Raw genomic sequence first — 19641 nt, 5'->3', positions numbered from 1 at the left:
CCATGGACAACCTCAGCCACTCCGTCGCCAGCCTCGCGGCCGGCGCACTGCTGCACCGCAGCCTTCCTTCCGAAAGCGACAAGCCGGACCAGCACATCCGCCATCGGCTGATGCTGGTCACCTGCTGGCTGGCCGGCAACTTTCCCGATCTCGACCTGGTGCTCACGCCCCTGCTGCCGGAACCGCTCGGCTACCTGCTGCACCACCGGGGCCATACCCATACCGTCCTGTATGCGCTGCCTCAGGCGCTGCTGCTGGCCCTGGTGCTGATGCTGCTCTGGCCTGCGGCACGGCGGCTTGTCATGCGGAGCGCGACCGCGCGCCTCGGCTTCCTGCTCAGCATGGGCACCGGCTTCGCCTTGCACCTGCTGATGGACTATTTGAATTCCTACGGCATCCATCCCTTCTACCCGTTCGATCCGCGCTGGCTCTACGGCGACATGGTGTTCATCCTCGAACCGGTTTTCTGGATCGCCTTCGGCATGCCGCTGGCCCTGATGGTGCCCCTGAGGGCGTTGAAGATCCTGCTGGCGGCCCTGCTGATCGGCGTGCCGCTGTTCTTCACCACGCGTGGTTTCCTGTCCTGGCCGTCGTTTGCGGCATTGCTGGGCATGGGCATCGTGCTTGCGCTGGTGCAGCAGCGTTGCGGCGAACGCGGCAGAAGCGGCCTGCTGCTGTCCTTCGCTTTCGCACTGGCTTTCGTCGGCGTGCAGCACCAGGCGTCGCAGCGCAGCAAGGACATGCTTGCCGCGCAACTGCGCGCCGCAGATCCCGCGACGCGCGTGCTCGACATGTCGATGTCGGCCTTTCCCGCCAATCCGCTGTGTTGGGCCTTCGCCTCGGTGGAGAGCAACGAAGCCGCCGGCACCTACGGTCTCAAGCGCGGCATTGTCAGCATTGCACCGGATCTCGTTCCGGCTGCCGCCTGTCCTGCCGCGCTGGCGGACGCAGACGCGCAGCAGCCCGCCGCGCCGGGCATTGCATTGTTTTCGCAGGAACAGGGCGATTTGCATGCGCTGCGCCGCCTGCGCAACGAGAATTGCCATTTCGATGCCTGGATGCGCTTTGCGCGCGTTCCTTCGGTGAATGCCGAACAGGCCACCGACATCCGCTTCGCCACCACGCCGCGCGGCAATTTCTCGACGCTGCGTTTTGCTGATTTTGCAAACCGGTCCTGCCTGTCGAATGTGCCCGCCTGGGCCTATCCGCGTCACGACCTGCTGACGCCTCGATAACACTTCGACCACTCCTTTCCGCCGATTTCCGCAAGGACATTTCCTTGCGGAACCTCTTTCCTGCAGGCTAGTCCTACACGGCCCGGCGCATGGCACATGGCCTTCGCGCTTTCCATCACATCAACAAGCGAAAACAAGAATGTCCTTATCAACATCCCAACGCGCGATGTTGCCTTTCATCGCCCTGCAAGGTTCCATCGGCACCATGATCGGTTTCATCGGCTATTTCGTCATGGCCGCGCACGACGTGCATGCCATGTTCGGCTTCACCGCCGCCATGCTCACCTCCGCCATGAGCGCCACCGCCCTCGCCTATGTTTTCGGTCCGCGTCTGGGCTTGAGCGCCGCGCAGGTCATGCGCCTGGCCTTCTTTGTGCCGGGCCTCTTGCTGCTGCTGGGCGACCATACCAGGTGGAACCTGGCGATGGCCTACGGCGCCTTCCTCGGCCTCTCATGGGGCGCCCGCCACTGGCTGGAAATGTCGCTGCTCAAGGATGGCGAACGCGACGCCTATGCCGCTCGCGCCGGCACCGCGATGGTGTTCTTCAGCGTCGGCACTACCCTGACCATGACCAGCCTGCTGGCCGTCTTTTCCGAGCGCAGCGATCTGGTCTACCAGGTCTACGGCGCAATCGCCCTGCTGGGCTCGGTCCTGTTCGGCCGCGGCCTGCCGCATGCGCCGATGGCGCCGCTGCAGCAACCGGCAGCCGTGCTGCGTCAGCCGCAATTCATTGCCTGCCTGCCGCTGTTCTTCCTCGAATCCGGCCTGTTCGGCATCAGCCAGGCGCTGGCTTCGGCGGGCGCTGCGGAAGCCCTCGGCTCGGCCAGCCGCTTCGGCTGGGTCGCAACGCTGGCCGGCCTGGCGGGCGGCATCGCCCTCTACATCACGCGCCGCAACCGCGATGTCGGCAACCGCGCCAGCTGGCTCGGGGCGTCCTGCCTGGTGGTCGGCACTGCCTTCCTGCTGCTCGGCGCAAGCCTCTGGATACCGGCGCTGTACATCGTCTATTCCGTGCTCAAGGCGGTCGGCAGCCCCTTTCTGATCGCCAGCGAACAGGTGCTGAACCAGCAGACGCTCGATATCGAAGGCGCGCTGTCGGACCGCATCTTCGCGCGCGAACTGGTGCTGTGGATGCTGCGCATGGTATCGCTGGGCATGTTCTGGATGCTGGCCGAAACGCTGGCGCCGCGCCAGGTGCTGATCGCCGGCTCGCTGGTGCTGGCGGTGGCCACCAGCCTCGAATACCTGATCGGCCGCGCCCGCTTCGCCGCTGCCGCACAGCATCAGCCGGCCTGAGCTGATACTTAACGCAGCGGGACCTCGAACACCGCATCTTCCGCCGCGACGAACAGCCGCTCTCCTTCCTTCGGCATCACGAGATAACCGCCCGTGAACGCGCCGAAGGAAGGCAATACTGCATATCCATCCCCGAACAAAAAGCACGGCAGCCGCAGGCTGTCGCCGCCGGCCGCCAGCCGGTAGACCGGATGCACATGGCCGGCCAGCACATAGCCTTCCGCCCGCGGTTCGGGATGATGGCAGCATGCAAACGGCCCGATGCAAAAAGGCTCATCCACGATGTCCATCTCCAGTGCCGCCGGCGGATCGCCGGCATGCGCATCATGATTGCCGCGCACCAGCGTCAGCTTGAGGTCGGCGTGCGTCTCGCGCCATTGCTGCAGGGTGTGCAGGCTGGCTGAGTTCTGCACCGCACGCGAATGCAGGAAGTCGCCGAGGAAGACGATGTGCTCCACCGCATGCGCCTGCAGCAGCGTATCGATCAGCGCGAGGTTCTGCGCGGTGGTCCCGTGCGGCACCGGCACTCCACGCGCGCGAAAGGCGGCCGCCTTGCCGAAATGGATGTCGGCGATCATCAGAGTACGCCGGGCCGGCCAGTAGAGCGCGCGCTGCGGCAGCAGCTGCAGCGTTTCACCCGCGATGACGATATCGACGCTCATTTCTCCGCCGCCTTCTGCAGTTCGCGCAGCATGCGGGCCACGCGGTCCGACAATTTCTCATTGCTGAGTTTTTCGCGCAGCCGCTCCACCATCAGCGGAAAGGCGAACGGGGTCGGCTTGCGCGTGACGTAGAAGTGAAGCTTGCGCTGCCGCATGTCGATGAGCGCCGCGCGCAGGCGCGACAGTTCCAGTTCCTGCTCCAGCACTTCGCGCTGCGCCTGCGTCAGCAGCAGGTTGCCGGCATCATGCTTGCGGAAGACTTCGAAGAACAGGCTCGACGATGCCTGCAGTTGCCGCGTGCTTTTCGGCTGCCCGGGAAAGCCCTGGAAGATCAGGCCGGCGATGCGCGCAATTTCACGAAAGCGGCGCTGTGCCAGCTCGGTGGCATTCAGGCTGGCCAGCACGTCTTCCAGCAGATGGTCGGCCGACAGCAGCCGGTCATTGAGCAGGCTGCGCCATTCCACCGGCCGCAGCGACAATAGTTCAAAGCCGTAGTCGTTGACCGCCATCGAGAAGGTCGCCGGTTCTTGTTTCGCGACGCGCCATGCCAACAGCGAAGCCAGGCCGATATGCGCCGAGCGGCCGGCAAACGGATACACGAACAGGTGATGCCCTTCCCGGCTCTCGGTCTGCTCCGCCAGCAGCACTTGCACAGTGGGCAGGCCCGACCAGCGCTGCTGCACTTCCAGCAGCGGCGCAATGGCCCGCATCTCGGGGCTGTCATAGCGATGCTGAGCGGCTTCCTGCAGGCAGTCCAGCGCTGCCCGCGCCAGCTCGGAGGACAGCGGCAGCTTGCCGCCCTGCCAGCGCGGCACCGCCGCCTTGCTGCCGCTGCCGCGCCTGACATAGGCGCTCATTTCATGTACCCGCACGAATTCCAGCAGGCGTCCGCCGAACAGGAAATGGTCGCCCTTGCGCAGCCGCGAAATGAAGGATTCCTCGACCGTGCCAAGCTTGGTCCCGGACAGGAATTTCACCTGCACCGATGCATCGGAGACGATGGTGCCGATGCTCATCCGGTGGCGCCGGGCCAGCGTTGCATCCGGCACGCGATAGACGCCCTGCTCGTCGGGCAGCACGCGCCGGTATTCCGGGTAGACCGTGAGGCTTCTTCCGCCGCTGGCGACGAAGTCCAGCGCCCACTGCCATTCTTCACTGCTCAGGTTGCGGTAGGCATAGGCGGTTTTCACTTCATCGAACAGGGCGTCGGAAGTGAAGCCGCCGCCGAGGGCGATGGTGACCATGTGCTGCACCAGCACGTCGAGCGGCTTGTCGGGCACCGGGCGCGATTCGATGCGGCGCTCTGCCACCGCGCGTTTGGCCGCCGCGGCTTCCAGCAGCTCCAGGCTGTGCGTCGGCACCAGCGTCACGCGCGACACTCGGCCGGGCGCATGGCCGCTGCGGCCGGCGCGCTGGATCAAGCGGGCCACGCCTTTCGGGCTGCCGATCTGCAGCACCCGCTCCACCGGAAGAAAGTCGACGCCCAAATCGAGGCTGGAGGTGCAGACCACCGCCTTGAGTTCGCCCTGCTTCACCGACAGCTCCACCCAGTCGCGCACCGCCTTGTCGAGCGAGCCGTGATGCAGTGCGATCAGGCCGGCCCAGTCGGGTCTCGCCTCGATCAGTTGCTGGTACCAGAGCTCGGCCTGCGAGCGCGTGTTGGTGAACACCAGCGTGGCCGCATGCGCTTCGATTTCCTCGATGACCGGCTTGAGCATCTGCAGGCCGAGATGGCCGGCCCAGGGAAAGATGGCGGGATTGGGCGGGATCAGGGTATCGACCACGATCTCCTTGTCGAGACGCCCCTCGACCAGTTCACCCTTGCCTTCGCCGAGCAGGGCATCCTGCGCCATGCGCAGATTGCCGAGCGTGGCCGACAGCCCCCATACCACCAGGTCCGGCCGCCACAGCCGCAGGCGCGCCAGCGCAAGCTGCGTCTGCGCGCCGCGCTTGCTGCCCATCAGTTCATGCCACTCGTCGACGATCACCATGTCGAGCTTGCCCATCTGCGCCTCGCCGTCGGCACGGCTCAGCATCAGCGACAGGCTTTCCGGCGTGGTGATCAGCGCCTGGGGCAAGGCTTTGGCCTGGCGGCTGCGTTCCGAGGACGAGGTATCGCCGGTGCGCAGGCCGACCCGCCATGCGGGCAGCAGTTCTTCCAGCGGCGCCTGCAATGCGCGCGCAGTATCGGCGGCCAGCGCGCGCATCGGCGTGATCCACAGCACGCGCAGGCCGGACTTGGCCTGCGGCTGGCGCATGGCGCGCAGCAGGGCGGCGAACCACACCGCATAGGTCTTGCCGGAACCGGTGGTCGCATGCAGCAGGCCGGATTTGCCTTCGCTCGCGGCCTGCCAGACGGCGCGCTGGAAAGGAAAGACCTGCCAGCCGCGCTGTTCGAACCAGCGATCGACGTCGTCTTCGGCGGCGTGCGGCAGCGCGTCCTTCGGCAAGGGCGCTCGCCTCGCGCGGCGCGCGGGCAAGGCATCGACCGGCGCCGTGCTCACGCCAGCATTCCCTTCAGCGTATCGAGCGTATCGGCTTCCTCGATCGGCTTGTCATCGCGCATGCGCAGAATGCGCGGAAAGCGCACTGCGATGCCGGCCTTGTGGCGCGGCGACGCGGCGATGCCCTCGAAGCCGATCTCGAACACCATGGTCGGCTGCACGCTGCGCACCGGGCCGAAGCGTTCTATCGTGGTGCGCCGGATCGCCGCATCGACTCTTGCGATCTCGGCATCGGTCAGGCCGGAATAGGCCTTGGCGAAGGGCACCAGCCTGCGCGTGCCGTCGGGCTCGCTGTCCCAGACCGCGAAGGTGTAATCGGTATAGAGCGAGGCGCGCCGGCCGTTGCCGGTCTGGGCATAGATCAGCACCGCATCGACCGCATAGGGATCAATCTTCCATTTCCACCAGGTGCCGCTGTCCTTGGTGCGGCCGACGCCGTAGCGCGATCCGGCCGCCTTGAGCATCAGGCCCTCGACGGCGCGCGAGCGCGAGGTTTCGCGCAGCTGCGCCAGCTCTTCCCACGAGGCGGCGCGCACCAGCGGCGACAGCTTGAGCGCCGGATGATCAATGGCCGCAACCGCCTGTTCGAGCAGGGCGCGCCGCTCGGCCTGGGTGCGGTCGCGGATGTCGTTACCCTCGAGTTCGAGCAGATCGTAGGCGATCAGCACCGCCGGCAGTTCGGCGCGCATCTTCGCCGACAGCGTCTTGCGGCCGATGCGCTGCTGCAGCGAAGAGAAAGGCGCTGGCGCATCCTCCTTCCAGATGACGATCTCGCCGTCGATCACCATGCCCTCGGGCAGTGCAACGCCGCTGATTTCCGGAAATCGTTCGGTGATCAGGTCTTCGCCGCGCGACCACAGCCAGGTCTCGCCCTCGCGCCGGATCAATTGCGCGCGGATGCCGTCGTACTTCCACTCCGCCATCCAGTCGCCGGCCGCTCCCAGCGTGGCCGGATCGGTTTGCAGCGCATGGGCGAGAAAGAACGGGTACGGCTGCCCACCGAGCGACTGCTGTTCCTCGTCATGATGGCCGGCGACCAGCCGCTGATATTGTTCGGCGGTGGGCTGCACCTTGCCGTCGGTCCAGCCCATGAGGCGCTGGGCGATGCGCTTGCCGTCGACGCCGGCCACTTCCGCGATGGCGCGCGTGACCAGCAGGCGCGAGACGCCCACCCGGAAGCTGCCGCCGATGAGCTTCTGCAGCACGAATCTCTCCTGCGCGTCGAGCTGGTCCCAGAAGGAAAACATGGCGCTGCGAATGGCTTCCGGCGCGGCGCCCCGCAGGGGCGCGATGCGCTCGGTCATCCATTCGGCAAGGCCGACATCGGACGCATCCTTCGGAGGCGGCAGCAGGTGGGCGATGGTCTCGGCGAAGTCGCCGACTGCGTGATAGCACTCGTCGAACAGCCAGTCATCGATGCCAGCATGCTCGATCGCGAATTGCCGCAGCAGCTTGGTCGGCACGATCTGACGCGGCTTGCCGCCGGAAAGGAAATAGACGGCCCAGGCCGCATTGGCCGGCGCCGCATGGCTGAAGTACTGCTTGAGCGCCGCCAGCTTGCGGCTGGTGGCGGTGGTGCTGTCGAGCTCCGCATACAGGCGGGCGAACTCACGCATCGGCAGTCCTTTCGCCTGAGGGCGCAATCGCGGATTCCTTCTCCGTACTGCTATCGTCTTCCTCGTCGCCGTATTCGGTCACGAAGGCGCCTGCATCGAGTCCGTTCTGCCGCAGCCAGCGCACCATCACCGGCACCTGTCCGTGGGTGACGATCACCCGCTCTGCCCCGGTGGCGCCGATGGCCTGCATCAGGCCGGGCCAGTCGGCATGGTCGGACAGGATGAAGCCGCGGTCGACCGCGCGCCGCCGGCGCGCGCCGCGCAGCAGCATCCAGCCGCTGGCGAAGGCGTCGCTGTATTCGCCGAAGCGTTTCATCCACGGCGAACTGCCGGCTGAAGGCGGTGCAATCACCAGCGCGCGCCGCAGCTCGGCCTTGTCGGCAATGTCGGTGACCATGCGCGTCTCCGGCAGGCGCACGCCCGAAGCGCGGTAGGCGCGGTTGAGCGGTTCGACCGCGCCGTGGCAGATGATGGGGCCGATGCCGGCGTCGATGCCCGCGAGAATGCGCTGCGCCTTGCCGAAGGCATAGCAGAACAGCACGCTGGCGCGGCCTTCCTGCGCATTGGCGCGCCACCAGTCGTTGATGTCGTTGAAGATGGTCTGCTGCGGCTGCCAGCGGTAGATCGGCAGGCCGAAGGTGGATTCGGTGATGAAGGTGTCGCAGCGCACCGGCTCGAACGCGGCGCAGGTGGCATCGGATTCCACCTTGTAGTCGCCGGAAGCGACCCACACTTCGCCGCGGCATTCCATGCGCACCTGGGACGAGCCGAGCACATGGCCGGCAGGATGCAGCGATACGTTCACGCCGTTATGCACCACGGATTCGCCGTAGGGCAGCGTGTCGAGGCGGATGTCGCCGAGGCGGGCGCGCAGCACGCCCTCGCCTTCCGCCGACGCCAAATAGCGGCCATGGCCGATGCGCGCATGGTCGGCGTGCGCATGGGTGATCACCGCCCTTTCCACCGGAAGCCAGGGGTCGATGTAGAAATCCCCGGGTACGCAATAGAGGCCTTCCTTGCGTGCAACCACCATGTCTGTCATGCGGGATTCCTCAATACTTGATCATCGATAGCCGGCCTCTTTCCTTCAGCTATGACAATGGAAAGCACCGGTTGGTGCGCCCGGTGCATTGTTCTCCATCATTGCTTCATCGTTCCGCGGTCTTGACGTCGCTGTCCGCCGCCGCGCCCGGCTTGACCGAACCGTCGGGCTGCGGCACCTCGATCGGCGTCACCACTACCGGGACCACGCCCTTCTCGTCCATGTCGAGCTTTTTCGCGGTCTTGGGCGTGAGGTCGACGATGCGTCCGTCGACATACGGGCCGCGGTCGCGGATCTCTACGACTTCGGTCTTGCCATTGTCGAGGTTCTTGACCTCCGCCTTGGTGCCGATCGGCAAGGTGCGGCTGGCGGCGATATTGGAATCGGGGTCCATCCGCGTGCCGTCAGCCATCTTGCGGCCGGCGAATTTATCGGCGTAGAAAGAGGCCTTGCCATGTCGCGGCTGGCCGGAATGGTCGAGCTTGGGCTTGCCCGGCTTCTGTGCTTTTTGCGCGGAAGCGGTCTTGCTCTGCGGCGGTTTTTCCGAAGCGGAAGACTTGGAGGAGGTGTCAGCAATCGCCGCGCCGGCGGCCAAGCTGGAAGCGATCAACAACGTACTGAAACGCAAAGCGAACGGCATCGTAACCATGTCGGTACTCCTTGCAACAATAACGGATAGGAAGGCGCGCGCTGGTGGCTTGCCGCCGGGGATGCGCGCGTGGAGCCTGCATTAAAACGATTCAGGCTCCGGAGTCCGCGGCTTGCCGCAAGGGGACATGCGCGGCAATGAATGCATGCGTGGACTCTATCGGGTTTCAAGTTCGATAGCCTGCGCTGCTTAAAGTTTCGACATGATGACAACCGCCTTTATCTGCAGGGAACAGCCTTTGATCATGCGCACAAAAACACGCAGAACTTCCACTTTCGTCGCGGAACATTAAAGGCGCGGCACGCATCTTATGTGTTGTCGTCCGCTGCCGGGACGACGCCATCCGCATCAATCCGTAGAGCATCAGGCATGGCCTTTTAACTTTTCACGGACCGAACGTCATACCATGCCCAGCGCATTCAACATCCTCGTCATCGGCGCCCTGTTCTGCGTCGTCATGCTGCTCGTCCTGATGTCCCTGTTGCGCAGCGGCATACCTGGCGTACGGGAATGGTCGGTGGCCAACGGCATCGGCTTCTGCGCGCTGGTGCTCTATGCGTTCGGAAGAGAGCTGCCCGAACTTGCTGCCTACGAATTGGCCAACGGCACGTATGCCGCGGCCAGTGCGGCGATACTTGTCGGCTTTCGCCGTTTCTTCGGCCGCAAGGTCTACCTCAGGCCGCTGATGCTCAGCGTGGTCGCCGTGACTGCTCTGATTGCGGCGTTTCACTACGCCATCGATTCCTTCGCCTTGCGCACCGCCACGGTAGCGCTGTATCAGGGCGGCATCTGTTTCCTGATCGCCCTAACGATCTGGCGCGCCCGCCAGGCATGGCGTTCACGCTATCCGTATGTGTTTACCGTGGGCATGGCCGGCCTCATCACGCTCGGACATGCGGCACGCGCCGTCATCTATTTCGCCAATCCGGTAGAACTGACATCGCTGCTGCAGCCTTCGCCCTGGAACCTGTTCTTCCTGTCGGCGGGCACCTTCGTGCTGCCGGTCCTGACCATCGGCGCGGTCATGATGGTGCATGACACCATGATGGCCAAGGCCGAACATGCGGCCAACCGCGACTTCCTCACCGGCGCCTGGTCGCGCCGCGCGCTGTTCGAACTGGCCGAGCGCGAGCTGTCGCTGGCGCGGCGCACCAACCGGCCGATGGCGCTGCTCATGCTCGACATCGACAACTTCAAGTCGATCAACGATACCTGGGGCCATACCACCGGCGACAGGGTGCTGATGGATGCGGTGCTGCGGGCGGAAACGGCGATCCGCAGCATCGATTATTTCTCGCGCGTCGGCGGCGAGGAATTCGCGGTGCTGCTGCCGGAAACCGGCCGCACCGCCGGCGTCAAGGTCGCCGAGCGCATCCGGGTAACGATGGAAGGCAGCGCCAATGCCTTCCACCTGGAAGGCCAGCCGGACACGCCCGCCTATACCGTCAGCATCGGCCTGGCGATGCTGCGCGAATCCGACTCGTTCCAGGAGCTGATGCGCCGCGCCGATGCCGCCCTGTATGCCGCCAAGGCATCCGGGCGCAACCGGGTCGCCTGCGATTAGAAAAAAGCCCGCCAATGAGCGCCGGCAAAGCCTGGAACTATAAAACTCTGCACCTTCCTAATCATCATGAATGGGATTCTCGCGTGCGGCACGCCGCTTGCCGCGCAGCGAATCATCGAGGAGGGCCATGAGCATGATGCATTCCGCCGATCTGCCGTCGGCCATGCATGCGGCAAGCGAAGGATTGCTGCTGCTGTCGCCGGACCTGCGCGTGGTCGATGCCAACGATGCCTTCCTGCAGCAGCTGGGCCTGAGCAAGGCCGACATCGTCGGACGGCCGCTCCACGAATTGCTTCCCCTTCAGCAGCCCGTCCCGCCTGCGGCCGAAGCCCAAGCCCAGGCCAACACAGATGAAACAGCTGCCACCGCAATGCGCAGCGACATGCAGGCCGGCGAAGCGCGCCTGCGCCTTGCGCTCGAAGCCGCGGGCGACGGCGTCTGGGAATGGGATATCTCCAGCGACCACTTCACGCTGTCCTGGCGCGGCCGCCAGATGCTTGGCTACGACGAGTCGGAAGTCGGCTCACGCCTGCAGGATTGGGCCGCCATTACCCATCCCAAGGACAGGGAGCGCGTGTACGAGGAAATGATGACCTGCCTGAAAGGCCAGAGCCGCTTTCTCGCCTGCGAATACCGGGTACGCTGCAAGGACGGCACATGGAAATGGGTCATGGCGCGCGGCGCCGTGATTGCGCGCAACGACAGCGGCCTGGCCACGCGCATGGTGGGTACCACGGTCGATATTTCCTCCGAACAGGAAACCCTGCGCCGCGCCAACTTCGACGCGCTCACCGGCCTGCCCAACCGCTCGCTGTTTCGCGACCGGCTGGAATACGAAGTGCTCAATTCCCGCCGCAGCGGCAAGCTGCTGGCGCTGATGTTCATCGACCTGGACCGCTTCAAGGAGGTGAACGACCTGCTCGGCCATGATGCCGGCGATGACCTGCTCAAGCAGACTGCGGCGCGCATCCGCTCCTGCGTGCGCGAATCGGATACGGTCGCGCGGCTCGGCGGGGACGAGTTCACCGTCATCCTGACCGATCTGGACGGCCGCTCGCATGTGGAACACATTGCCGAAAAAATCCTTGCGGCGCTCGGCCGCCCCTACCTGCTCGGCCAGGAAGAGATCCATGTGTCGGGCAGCATCGGCATCACCCTGCATCCGGGCGATGCGCACGAGCCGGAACGCCTGGTGCGCAATGCCGATCAGGCCATGTACGTGGCCAAGAATGCAGGGCGCAACCAGTTCAGCTTCTTTACCCGGTCGATGCAGGAGCAGGCCTGGCAGCGCCTCAAGCTGATCGGCGAATTGCGCAATGCGCTGCCGCAGCGCCAGCTGTCCCTGTATTTTCAGCCGGTGGTCGAACTGCGCACCGGCAAGGTGGCCAAGGCCGAGGCGCTGCTGCGCTGGATTCATCCTTCGCGCGGCCTGGTCTGCCCGAACCAGTTCATCTATCTCGCCGAAGAGACCGGCCTCATCAACGAGATCGGCAACTGGGTCTTCATGCAGGCCGCCGTCTGGGCCAAGCGCTGGAGCAAGATGCGCAACGGTGTATTCCAGGTGAGCATCAACAAGTCGCCGGTGCAGTTCCTCGCCAATGCCAAGACGCTGGACTGGGGCGCGTACCTGAGTTCACTCGACCTCGGCTGGAACAGCATGTCGGTGGAAATCACCGAAGGGCTGCTGCTCAACGCCAGCGAAGCGACCGCCGAAAAACTGTTCAGCCTGCGCGACGCCGGCGTGCAGGTCGCCATCGATGATTTCGGCACCGGTTATTCGTCGATGGCCTACCTGAAGAAATTCGATGTCGATTACCTGAAGGTCGACCAGTCCTTCATCCGCGACACCACGCGCGAAAGCACCAGCCGCACCATTGCCGAGACCATCATCGTGATGGCCCACAAGCTCGGACTGCAGGTGATCGCCGAAGGGGTGGAAACCGAGGAGCAGCGCCAATGGCTGCTGGAGGCGGGATGCGATTATGCGCAGGGCTTCCTGTTCTCCCAGCCTTTGCCGCCGGAGCAATTCGAGCTCCTGCTGTAGCCATCCTGTCATTTCGGCATGCCGGCCGACTTTCGATATCAGCCTGCTGCTGCAAGGCTGATATCGAAATCAACACAATGTTGTTTTAATGGATTTACGTTTTGTAATTGGTAAACAGCGCGGTGTAAAAACAGGTAAAAACGCATTGAACTGCGGAAACCAAATCCGGTCTAGGTCAGGTACCTGCAATCCTGGAAGGATCAAATGTCACTTCGCACGACCCCGGAGCGTATTGCCATTGTTGTACTCGTGCTGGCTGCAGCCTTGGCTGCATGCGAAAGACAATCCAATTCATCACCTGCAGAAACTGCTGCCAATCCTGCCAAACCGCCCCAGCGAAACTGGAATGCCGTCCCGGCGCTCGGTATCCGGGGTTGATGCCCGAGGGGAAGCCGAAGTGGAGTCGTTCAGACTACAATAATGCGCTTTATCTGGAACACCACCCTCTGCGGCACGACCTGACCATCATGGATACTCTGGAAGACAACAAGCCCGCAGAACCGGGCGAGCGCCCCTGGATCGTGCTGACCACGACTTACGATGTCGAAGCCTGGATCGACAACTACAACCGCGAGCTGCAGCTCCACGTCGACGCCAAAAAGCAGCCGAACGGCCATGGTATCTGCTTCGGCTTGGAGCATGGCGGGGAAATCTACCTGCATACCACCCAGGACGGCGACATCCTGCTCGACGTCACGCCGGATGCCGAATGGGTGGCGCCGCTGATCACCGCCGCCACCCAGGTCGCGCCGCCGCCTGCGCAGATCTGGTCGCTTCCCGGCGACAGGATGACGCAGCTGATCCTCGGCCTGAGCCCGCTGATCGCCACCACCCGCATCGTCATCAGCCACGATTACCGCATCCGCAAGGGCTGGCGCTGATCACGCCTTCTCCGCCTCGCAATTCCTGAAAACTAACCGCCCGCGGCAAGCCGGCCTGGCTGCCGGGCATTGCCGCGAGCATTCCTGCCTCAGGGCACGTCGGTGCTGCCGGCTTCATTCTGCTTGCCGGCGACCACCGTCACGGCGCCTGCCTGCGTGACGCGGCTGATTGCGTGGCTGGGCGTATCGGCGACATAGAGATTGCCTTCCGCATCGATGGTGATGCCTTCGAGCGACTGGTAACCGATGATCGGCCCGGCCACGGTGCTCACCGCACCGGCGGCGCTGATGCGCTGTACCCGGTTGAACGCCGACACATAGGCATTGCCCGCATTGTCGGCGGTGATGGCGAAGGTATCGCGGAACTGCGCCGGCCCGGTTTCGCCGCCGAAGTTGCCGGCCATCGTGCTCACGACGCCGTCGCTGCCGATCCTCCGGATGAAGGTACTGGTTTCACTGGTCATCGGCGCCGGCGGTCCGAACCAGTCGGTCACGTACAGGTTGCCCGAAGCGTCGCGCGCGATACCCTTGGGTCCGAGGAAGGTGGCGCTGGCGGTGCTGCCGTTTACGGTGCCGCGGCTGCCGGGCGTGCCGGCATAGGTGCTCACGGTGCCGTCGGTGGCCACGCGGCGGATTACATAGTTTTCGGTGTCGGCGACATAGGCGACGCCGGAAGGATCGACCGCGATGCCCCAAGGCTGGGAGAAGCGCGCGGCGGCGCCGGTGCCGTTGACGCTGCCGGCGGTATTCACCACGCCGGCCAGCGTCGTCACCGCGCCGGTGGGCGAGATGCGGCGCACCGCATTGCCGTCCACGACATAGATGTTGCCGGCGCCGTCGACGCTCAATCCCTTGAGGAAACTGAAGCGCGCCGCGCTGCCGGTGCCGTCGGCGCTGCCGCTGCTGCCCGCGCTGCCGGCCAGCGTGCTGACATTGCCGGCGGGGCTGATCTTGCGGATCGTGTAATTGCCGGAATCGGCCACATACATGTTGCCCGCCGCATCGCGCGCAAGGCCGATCGGCCGGTTGAAGCGGGCATCGGTAGCGTTTGCGGTGCTGCCGGTATTGCCTGTATCACCGGTGCCGCCCGTGCCGTCCGTTCCGCCTGAAGGCGGCGAGCTCTGCGGCGTCGAACCTGTGCCTGTGCCCTGGCCCGGCGTTGCACCGTTGCCTGTCGTTCCGGTCGTTCCCGTTCCTGCGCCGCCGCTTCCGTCCGTGCCCGTCGTGCCGCTGCCCGACGTCGGACTCACTGCGTTATCAGGGCTACCGCCACCGCCGCCGCATGCTGTCAGTGCAATGCAAATGAGACCTGCCGTCAGCCGGCTGACCATAGTTACTGTAGCCATATTTCACCTCAACAATCTTTCGTAACTCCCTGATTACATATTTGTTTTCAAATATCATCACCGAGAGGAAACATGCGTCTTTTGACAACCCTCAACGGTGGAAGAAAGTGTGGAAATGATGTTGTATCCATGTGTTTCTGCTTATTTTTTAGGCATTTAATTGCAAGTTAAAAACATTTTTCCCGCCAAACTACTTGACCCTTACGCTGCGTCAGCCTTTATCGTGTTGGCATGGAGAGGAGGCGAACATGCTGCTGAAAGTCGGCGAACTGGCAAAACGCACCGGGCTGACGGTGCGCACCCTGCATCACTACGATGCCATCGGCCTGCTGCGGCCCTCGGCAAGATCGGAGGCCGGCTACCGCCTGTACGACCGCGGCGATGTCGAGCGCCTCTATCGCATCCAGGCGCTGCGCCGCCTCGATCTGCCCTTGTCGGAAGTCGCGGTGCTGCTGGAAGGCGATGCGCGCGACCTGCAGAGCGTGATCGATGAACAGGTGACGGCGCTGGAGCGGCAGATCGAGCGCGCCGCCGCGTTGCGCAACCGCCTGAACGACCTGCGCACGCTGCTGCGCGGACAGGAGCAGCCCGCACTGAACGAATGGCTGACGACGCTCGAGATGATGGCCATCTATGACCGCTATTTCACGCCCGAGGAATACGCGCGCATGCAAAAGGGTTCCAGGGAAATGAGGGAGCTCAATGCCATCGTGGCGGCAGTGCGCGACCTGATGGAACGCGGCGTCGCGCCCGATGCGCCCGAGGCCGTGGTGCTGGCCGAACCCTGGCTGCGACTTTCGCTGGAACACATGGGCGGCGATCCGCGCATGATGCTCAAGCTCGATGCCCTGCACCGCAACGAGCCCGGTGCGCAGGCACTGACCGGCGTGGATACCGCCATGCTCGAATACGTAACGCAGGTGAGCGCGGAGTACCGGCTGGGCGTGTATGCCCGCTACCTCGGGGCCGACAAAATCGCCGGCATGCGCGCTGCCTACCTTGCCCATTACCGGCGCTGGCCGGTGATGTTTGCGGAAGCGCAGGAACTGCTGGAGCGCGGCGCGGCGCCGGACAGCCCGGAAATGCAGGACTTCTGCTCGCGCTGGATCGCACTCTTCCAGGCTGTCTGGGGCAAGGATCCGGCCGTGCGTGCACGCATCCGCGACATCCATGCCCGGGAACCGGACCTGATGGCCGGCAGCGGCTTGCAGGGCGAATTGATGACTCTCCTGGGTCAGGGTCTGGCATACCTCGAAAACAATCAAAACTAGAAGGCACTTCATGGCAACCTCACCTGCCGCTCCCGCGCGCGGCCAACTCATGCGCGACCGCAATTTCCGCTGGCTGATCGCCGGCTCGCTGATCTCGATGATGGGCGACCAGTTCAGCCTCATCGCCCTGCCTTGGCTGGTGCTGCAGATGACCGGCGATACGCTGGTGCTGGGCACGGTCCTGGCCCTGATGAGCGTGCCGCGCGCACTGTTCATCCTGCTCGGCGGCGCGCTGGCGGACAGGCATTCGCCCAAGCGCGTGCTGATGCTGACCAAGCATGCCAACACGCTGCTGCTGGCGCTGCTGGCGGCGCTGGTCTTCAGCGGCCAGCTGACTCTCTGGATGGTCTATGCGCTGGCGCTGGCAATCGGCCTGGCGACGGCATTCAGCATCCCCGCCGCCACCTCGATCATGCCGCACGTGGTTGCGCGCGAACTGCTGCCGGCGGCCAACGGCATAACGATGGGCCTGCGCCAGCTGTCGATGTTCGCCGGCCCGCTGCTGGCGGGCCTGCTGATCGCGCTGTTCGGTGATGGCGGCGGCAAGGGCGTGCAAGACGCACACGGCATCGCTGTCGCATTCGTGCTGGACGCATTGAGCTTCGCGCTGTCGGCCTGGACGCTGTCCAGGGTGCAGACCGGCGTCTCTTCGCCGCGCCAGACCGTGCCCGGCCAGCCCGCGCAATCCGTCTGGGCAGCCGTCGGCGATGGCCTGCGTTACTGTTGGAACGACGCCAGCCTGCGCACCTGCTTCACCTACTGGGCGGCGGTGGCCCTGTTCATCAGCGGCCCGGTCCAGGTGGCGGTGCCGGTGCTGGCCGGCGAACTGGGGCAGGGCGCGGCCGCCTTCGGCGCGCTGGCCGGCGCGCACGGGGCCGGCACCCTGATCGGCGTCATCGCCACCGGCATGCGGCCGCGCATGCGCATCGGCAGCTTCGGCAAGACCATCCTGCTGCTCGACGGCGTGATCGGCCTGCTGTTCATTCCGCTCGGCCTGATCGGCGCCGCCTGGCAGGGCATGCTGCTGCTGTTCGTCATCGGCGTCCTGGGCGGCTTCGTGCAGGTGACGGTCTTTACCTGGCTGCAGCGGCATGTCGCGCCCGCCATGATGGGCCGCGCCATGGCGATGTTCATGTTCATCTTCATGGGGATCGCGCCGATGTCGTCGGCGCTGACCGGATGGCTGCTGCGCAGCGCGACGCTGGTCCAGCTGTTCGCGTTCAGCGGCGGCGCTCTGGTGGCCATCGTGCTGGTCGCACTGGGGACGTCGCGCATGGGCAAGATAACGGACGCGCCGTCGGCGGCTTCCCTGCCTTCCTGACGCCGTCTCGTCCAAAGGAGAGATAACCCGGTGTTTTCAGCACCGCGCGCCCGATTTCGGCAATAATCGATGTTTCACCAGAAAAACAATTATCGCCAGCAATGCGCGCGAAGACTGGGAATTCATGCTCGATGCCGATCTGACAACACCGCCGACGGGCGAGGCGGAGGAAGACCTGTTTCACCAGCTGTTCCGCAGGCACAGCTCGATCATGCTGCTCATCGATGCCGAAGCAGGCATCATCGCCGGCGCCAATCCGGCGGCCGCGGCGTTCTACGGCTATTCGCAGAATGCCCTGCGCGGCATGCAGATCGGCCGGATCAGCAGCCAGCCCGGGCACGAGGTTCTCCATGAATTGCAGCGGGCGCAGGAAGAGCGGCGCAATTTCTGCGTCTTCCGCCATCGGCTCGCCGGCGGAGAACTGCGCACCGTGGAAGTGCACCCCTCCGCCATCGACATCGGCAGCCGGCCGCTGCTGTTCTGCATCGTGTTCGACATCACCGAACGCCAGCGTGCGCTTGATTCGCTGCGGCTGGCTTCGCTGGTCTACCAGAAGAGCAGCGAGGCCATGTCGGTCATCGACGGCAACGGCACCATCGTCAATATCAACCCGGCCTTCACCGAGATCACAGGTTATACCGAGGCGCAGGCCATCGGCCGCAACATCAGGATGCTGCATTCCCAGCGCGAGAGCCCGCAGACGTATGCCCGCATGTGGAAAACGATGGCGCGCGACGGACGCTGGCAGGGCGAGCTGTGGGGCCGGCGCAGGAGCGGCCAGGATTTCCTGCTGTCGCTCACGCTCAATTCCATCTACCAGCCGGACGGCTCGATCCAGTGCAATGTCGGCCTGTTTTCCGACATCACGAAAAAGCGGGAAACCGATGAACTGATCTGGCGCCAGGCCAATTTCGACACGCTGACCGGCCTGCCCAACCGCAGCATGTTCCATGACCGGCTGCAGCAGGCCATGCTCAAGGCCAACCGCGGCGGTCAGCAGGTGGCGCTGCTGTTCCTGGATCTCGACTTCTTCAAGGAAGTCAACGACACGCTCGGCCACAGCGTGGGAGACCGCCTGCTGCAGGAAGCGGCGCGCCGAGTGCGCGCCTGCGTGCGCGAGACCGATACGGTGGCGCGGCTGGGCGGCGACGAATTCACCGTCATTCTTGAGGAGCTGAACGACACCCGCAGCGTCGAGCGCGCCGTCGGCAACATCCTGCGCGAGCTGGCCGAGCCTTTCCATCTCGGCACCGAACAGGTGTACATCTCGGCCAGCATCGGCATCACCTTCTATCCGGCCGACGGCCGGGAAACCGATACCCTGCTCAAGAATGCCGACCAGGCGATGTATGCCTCCAAGGCCCAGGGACGCAACCGCTACAGCTACTTCACCACTTCCATGCAGGAAGCCGCGCAGCTGCGCAAGCGGCTGGTCACGGACCTGCGCACCGCGCTGCACGAGAAGCAGTTCCGGGTGTACTACCAGCCCATCATCGATCTCGGCAGCGGCCGCATCTGCAAGGCCGAGGCGCTGATCCGCTGGCAGCATCCGGTGCGCGGCCTGATCAGCCCGGCGGAATTCATTCCGGTGGCCGAGGAAACCGGGATGATCGTCGAGCTCGGCGAATGGATTTTCCGGCAGGCCGCACGCCAGGCCGGCGCCTGGCGCGTGCGCCATGATCCGGCGTTCCAGATCAGCGTCAACGTCTCGCCGGTGCAGCTGCAGAGAGAAGGCATCAACCATGAAAGCTGGCTCGGCTGCCTGGAATCGATGCAGCTGCCGGGACAGGGCATGGTCATGGAAATCACCGAAGGCATGCTGATGGACAGTTCGCGCGGCGTGTCGAGCCAGCTGCTGCGCTTTCGCGACAACGGCGTGCAGGCGGCGCTCGATGACTTCGGCACCGGCTATTCGTCGCTGTCCTATCTGAAGAAATTCGACATCGATTACATCAAGATCGACAAGTCCTTCGTGCAGAACCTGGCGCCCGGGTCCGACGACATGGCCTTGTGCGACGCCATCATCGTGATGGCGCACAAGCTGGGCATCAAGGTGGTGGCCGAGGGCGTCGAAACCGAAGGCCAGCGCCGCCTGCTGGCGGCGAGCAAGTGCGATTACGCGCAGGGCTACCTGTTCTCGCGGCCCGTGCCGGCGGAAGAGTTCGAGCAGCTGTTCTAGCGCGCCGTCTTCTTATCCCGCTATCCCGAT

14 protein-coding genes are annotated in these 19641 nt (G+C 64.6%); 8 read left to right on the top strand and 6 right to left on the bottom strand.

Translation table 11 applies throughout. From position 1 onward, the window contains the following. Positions 1–2: 2 nt before the first annotated feature. The gene (locus tag IGW03_RS12725) at positions 3–1235 is read left to right on the top strand and encodes a metal-dependent hydrolase (RefSeq protein WP_194722935.1); all 1233 of its coding nucleotides are present in this window, start codon (positions 3–5) and stop codon (positions 1233–1235) included. A 139-nt stretch (positions 1236–1374) separates the two neighbouring features. Beyond that, on the top strand, positions 1375–2532 hold the full coding sequence (locus IGW03_RS12720) for a hypothetical protein (RefSeq protein ID WP_194722934.1): 1158 nt from the start codon (positions 1375–1377) through the stop codon (positions 2530–2532). 8 nt (positions 2533–2540) lie between these two features. Here IGW03_RS12720 and pdeM read toward each other — a convergent pair whose 3' ends face one another. From pdeM to IGW03_RS12695, 5 genes are all read right to left on the bottom strand, one after another. After that, positions 2541–3194 (bottom strand): ligase-associated DNA damage response endonuclease PdeM, encoded by a 654-nt coding sequence (gene pdeM / locus IGW03_RS12715; protein WP_194722933.1) that lies wholly within the window; start codon positions 3192–3194, stop codon positions 2541–2543. Continuing rightward, on the bottom strand, positions 3191–5644 hold the full coding sequence (locus IGW03_RS12710; RefSeq protein ID WP_194722996.1) for a ligase-associated DNA damage response DEXH box helicase: 2454 nt from the start codon (positions 5642–5644) through the stop codon (positions 3191–3193). The genes pdeM and IGW03_RS12710 overlap by 4 nt, the downstream gene beginning before the upstream one ends. Positions 5645–5694: 50 nt before the next feature. After that, on the bottom strand, positions 5695–7314 hold the full coding sequence (locus IGW03_RS12705) for an ATP-dependent DNA ligase (protein ID WP_194722932.1): 1620 nt from the start codon (positions 7312–7314) through the stop codon (positions 5695–5697). Then, the gene (locus IGW03_RS12700) at positions 7307–8356 is read right to left on the bottom strand and encodes a ligase-associated DNA damage response exonuclease (protein WP_194722931.1); all 1050 of its coding nucleotides are present in this window, start codon (positions 8354–8356) and stop codon (positions 7307–7309) included. The genes IGW03_RS12705 and IGW03_RS12700 overlap by 8 nt, the downstream gene beginning before the upstream one ends. A 106-nt stretch (positions 8357–8462) precedes the next feature. Next, positions 8463–9005 (bottom strand): septal ring lytic transglycosylase RlpA family protein, encoded by a 543-nt coding sequence (locus tag IGW03_RS12695; protein WP_228535433.1) that lies wholly within the window; start codon positions 9003–9005, stop codon positions 8463–8465. Between the two features lie 406 nt (positions 9006–9411). On the opposite strand from IGW03_RS12695, the gene IGW03_RS12690 reads away from it, so the two are divergent. The 3 genes from IGW03_RS12690 (at position 9412) to IGW03_RS12680 (ending at position 13494) form a co-directional block, all read left to right on the top strand. Beyond that, positions 9412–10569, top strand: coding sequence for a GGDEF domain-containing protein (locus IGW03_RS12690; RefSeq protein WP_194722930.1), 1158 nt, complete (start codon positions 9412–9414; stop codon positions 10567–10569). Between the two features lie 127 nt (positions 10570–10696). Then, positions 10697–12613: a putative bifunctional diguanylate cyclase/phosphodiesterase gene (locus IGW03_RS12685; RefSeq protein ID WP_194722929.1), complete on the top strand. Its 1917-nt coding sequence runs from the start codon at positions 10697–10699 to the stop codon at positions 12611–12613. Positions 12614–13080: 467 nt separating this feature from the next. Continuing rightward, on the top strand, positions 13081–13494 hold the full coding sequence (locus IGW03_RS12680) for a hypothetical protein (protein WP_194722928.1): 414 nt from the start codon (positions 13081–13083) through the stop codon (positions 13492–13494). Between the two features lie 89 nt (positions 13495–13583). On the opposite strand, the gene IGW03_RS12675 is transcribed toward IGW03_RS12680, so the two are convergent. Beyond that, positions 13584–14840, bottom strand: coding sequence for an NHL repeat-containing protein (locus tag IGW03_RS12675; protein WP_194722927.1), 1257 nt, complete (start codon positions 14838–14840; stop codon positions 13584–13586). A gap of 248 nt (positions 14841–15088) precedes the next feature. On the opposite strand from IGW03_RS12675, the gene IGW03_RS12670 reads away from it, so the two are divergent. From IGW03_RS12670 to IGW03_RS12660, 3 genes are all read left to right on the top strand, one after another. Further along, on the top strand, positions 15089–16111 hold the full coding sequence (locus tag IGW03_RS12670; protein WP_194722926.1) for a MerR family transcriptional regulator: 1023 nt from the start codon (positions 15089–15091) through the stop codon (positions 16109–16111). 10 nt (positions 16112–16121) lie between these two features. After that, positions 16122–17432, top strand: coding sequence for an MFS transporter (locus IGW03_RS12665; RefSeq protein ID WP_194722925.1), 1311 nt, complete (start codon positions 16122–16124; stop codon positions 17430–17432). Positions 17433–17556: 124 nt separating this feature from the next. Then, positions 17557–19611, top strand: coding sequence for a putative bifunctional diguanylate cyclase/phosphodiesterase (locus IGW03_RS12660; protein WP_194722924.1), 2055 nt, complete (start codon positions 17557–17559; stop codon positions 19609–19611). The last annotated feature ends 30 nt before the right edge of the window (positions 19612–19641 follow it).

This window comes from Noviherbaspirillum malthae, assembly GCF_015352985.1.
Taxonomy (GTDB): domain Bacteria; phylum Pseudomonadota; class Gammaproteobacteria; order Burkholderiales; family Burkholderiaceae_D; genus Noviherbaspirillum; species Noviherbaspirillum malthae.
Note: the sequence above shows the minus strand (reverse complement) of the source record. Positions and strands in the feature narration are given on the sequence as shown.

Excerpts from the sequence above, each read along its gene's own strand:
- pdeM (WP_194722933.1), bottom strand. The coding sequence starts at position 3,194 with ATGAGCGTCGATATCGTCATCGCGGGTGAAACGCTGCAGCTGCTGCCG.
- IGW03_RS12680 (WP_194722928.1), top strand. The coding sequence starts at position 13,081 with ATGGATACTCTGGAAGACAACAAGCCCGCAGAACCGGGCGAGCGCCCC.
- IGW03_RS12705 (WP_194722932.1), bottom strand. The coding sequence starts at position 7,314 with ATGCGTGAGTTCGCCCGCCTGTATGCGGAGCTCGACAGCACCACCGCC.
- IGW03_RS12675 (WP_194722927.1), bottom strand. The coding sequence starts at position 14,840 with ATGGCTACAGTAACTATGGTCAGCCGGCTGACGGCAGGTCTCATTTGC.
- IGW03_RS12660 (WP_194722924.1), top strand. The coding sequence starts at position 17,557 with ATGCTCGATGCCGATCTGACAACACCGCCGACGGGCGAGGCGGAGGAA.
- IGW03_RS12670 (WP_194722926.1), top strand. The coding sequence starts at position 15,089 with ATGCTGCTGAAAGTCGGCGAACTGGCAAAACGCACCGGGCTGACGGTG.
- IGW03_RS12720 (WP_194722934.1), top strand. The coding sequence starts at position 1,375 with ATGTCCTTATCAACATCCCAACGCGCGATGTTGCCTTTCATCGCCCTG.
- IGW03_RS12690 (WP_194722930.1), top strand. The coding sequence starts at position 9,412 with ATGCCCAGCGCATTCAACATCCTCGTCATCGGCGCCCTGTTCTGCGTC.
- IGW03_RS12665 (WP_194722925.1), top strand. The coding sequence starts at position 16,122 with ATGGCAACCTCACCTGCCGCTCCCGCGCGCGGCCAACTCATGCGCGAC.
- IGW03_RS12695 (WP_228535433.1), bottom strand. The coding sequence starts at position 9,005 with ATGGTTACGATGCCGTTCGCTTTGCGTTTCAGTACGTTGTTGATCGCT.
- IGW03_RS12685 (WP_194722929.1), top strand. The coding sequence starts at position 10,697 with ATGAGCATGATGCATTCCGCCGATCTGCCGTCGGCCATGCATGCGGCA.
- IGW03_RS12700 (WP_194722931.1), bottom strand. The coding sequence starts at position 8,356 with ATGACAGACATGGTGGTTGCACGCAAGGAAGGCCTCTATTGCGTACCC.
- IGW03_RS12725 (WP_194722935.1), top strand. The coding sequence starts at position 3 with ATGGACAACCTCAGCCACTCCGTCGCCAGCCTCGCGGCCGGCGCACTG.